This is a genomic window from Fusobacterium sp. SYSU M8D902, assembly GCF_040199715.1.
GTDB lineage: Bacteria > Fusobacteriota > Fusobacteriia > Fusobacteriales > Fusobacteriaceae > Fusobacterium_A.
Window position 1 is genome coordinate 1 of the sequence record NZ_JBEFNA010000056.1, and the last position, 2424, is coordinate 2424.

Here is a 2424-nt window from a genome sequence, read left to right on the forward strand (position 1 = left end):
TGTGTTTTGCAAGTAGTTAGTTTAATAAATTGCAACTTTAAATTTCCAACTTTTATCCATTGTAAATTTAATAACTAGATGCTATTTATAGTTGAGTTTTTTATCCTATAGCTATCTCCTGTAAAATAAATTACATGGCCATGATGAATTATTCTATCTATAATAGCACTAGTTAATTTTTTATCCATAAATATACTAATCCACTTACCAAATTCTAAATTGGTAGTAATTATTAGACTTTTTCTTTCATAGCAATCTGCTATTACTTGAAATAGTAACTCTGAACCTTTCAGGGATATTGGTACATATCCCCATTCATCACATATTAGTAAATCATATTTATTTAAAGTATTAGTGTAGCGCCTAAGCTCTCCCTTTTCATAAGCCTCCAGCAACTCATTTACCAATGTTGAAACTTTAAAAAACCTTACTTTCTTTCCTCTGTTACATGCTTCTATTCCAAGAGCTGTTGCAAAATGTGTTTTGCCAGTTCCGACTGGCCCATAAAATATCAAGTTTTCTTTATTTTCTATGAAGTTTCCTTCTACTAATCCCTCTATATTTAAAGTCTCTGGAAACTCAACATTAGTATAGTCGTAGTTTTCTAAACTTTTGTATACTTCAAATTTAGCTTGTTTTAATAATCGATTTTTTCTATTTATCTGCTGATATTCTAAGGCTCTTTTAAGTACATTTGCTAAGTATTCCTCCTTTGTAGTAAATGGAATATCTTCAAAATCATTTAAAAATTCTCTTCCTAATTTTAATTTTTTAGCATAATCTATTAATATATCTTTCATTTAGAACTTCCTCCTAAAAATTTATTATATCTATCTAAATCAATTTGGTATTCAGATATTTTAGGAACTTTTTCAGGAAGAGATTCTAATTCTTCAATCTTAAAATCGCGATCAATATATCGATAAAACATTGTTAATATCGAATCTGGCGCAGTTACTCCTGCACTTAGTGCTTGTTGCAAAACAAGAGTTGCAATTTCTATAGAGCTATCTAAAAGAATCTTTTCTAAAACTTTAAGTATTCTTCTTTTTTGTTCCTTATCTTTATCTTTTAAAAATTCTTTCCAAATAGTAGGTAATGTCTGATAAAACTCCGTATTTTCTAAGGCATTAATTTTTTGAATAATCAATGGAAGAGATTCTGTATAACTGATAATATTCTTATATTTTTCAAAGCAACGTTGATGTTTAATTAATTCAACTTTATCTTCGTTTAAAATAGTAATATTATTGGCTGCAATCTTAATCCATAACTCATTATTCTTCTCTTTAGGAGAAACTGAATAGATATTTGTTTCAAATTCTATATTTCCATATTTATTAGCTTTTCTCTTTTCAATTCTAAAGACTTCAAATTCAATTGGATTTACTAATTGCATTTCTAGTACTTGCTCTTCATAAAGTTTTTTGATTGAAACTCTTTTTTGGTAGTGTACCCTTTTATGATCATTATCGCAAAGGGTTAACAGATACTTATTAAAGTTTTCAAGGCTATTAAATTCTGGCTCTGGTACAAGATAATTTCTTCTGAAATATCCAACTTTATTTTCTACATTTCCTTTCTCATTTCCACTTGCAGGATTACAAAATATGGGTTTAAAAGAATAATGAGCACAAAATCTTTCAAAGAAGTTATTAAGTTTTCTTTCCTTTTTATTGAAAATTTTAACAGCAGCCGATAAATTATCAAACCATATTTTAGAAGGAACTCTTCCAATATGATTAAATATATTTTTCAAGCCTTCGAGTAAACATTCTTGTGTTTCTCCCCTAAAGAGTTGGACAAATCCAGCATTACTGTAAGGTAAAGTTAAAACCAAATAGCTTCCTTGTATCTTTTTTCCTTTCTCAATGAATGTAGCTTTTCCAAAATCAACTTGAGCTTCATCTGTAAAATGTTTTAGTTCCAGAAATTCTTCTTTTCCTAAGCTAAGTTCTTTTTTTAAGCTAGTTACATACTTCGCGAGAGTCCTATAGCTTGCGGTATATGTATCATGGTACTTTTCAAGAAGTCTATTATGAATTCTCTTGGCAGTATGCCTTTGTTTATGAGGTCTTCCTTTATCACTAATCAGCCACTTTCTAATTTCTTTTTTAAAGGGATCTAATTTAGTAGGTCTTTTGATAGAAGGTCTAATTTTAGGAGTTAAATCTTCTAATTCCTCATATTTTTTAATAGTTTTATATGAAACACCAGTAATTTCCCCAACCTCTTTGTAAGTTTTTCCTTGAGTTCTTTTTAAAAATCTGATATTATTTATTTGATCCATTGTAAGCATATCCTTTCTCCTTTTAACAGTTTGATCGCTATTAAAAGGATAACAAATTTTAGGGTAAATTTACAATGGATTTTTTATTGAAATTTTATGCTGCAACTTCTTGGAATTCTATTATACACCAAACA

At 28.3% G+C, this 2424-nt stretch carries 2 protein-coding genes; both read right to left on the bottom strand.

Annotation, left to right across the window (positions count from 1 at the left end; translation table 11 throughout):
* Positions 1-74 precede the first annotated feature (74 nt).
* On the bottom strand, positions 75-800 hold the full coding sequence (gene istB / locus ABNK64_RS10970; protein WP_349764413.1) for an IS21-like element helper ATPase IstB: 726 nt from the start codon (positions 798-800) through the stop codon (positions 75-77).
* Positions 797-2299, bottom strand: a complete 1503-nt coding sequence (gene istA / locus ABNK64_RS10975) for an IS21 family transposase (protein ID WP_349764415.1) — start codon at positions 2297-2299, stop codon at positions 797-799. The genes istB and istA overlap by 4 nt, the downstream gene beginning before the upstream one ends.
* Positions 2300-2424 lie beyond the last annotated feature (125 nt).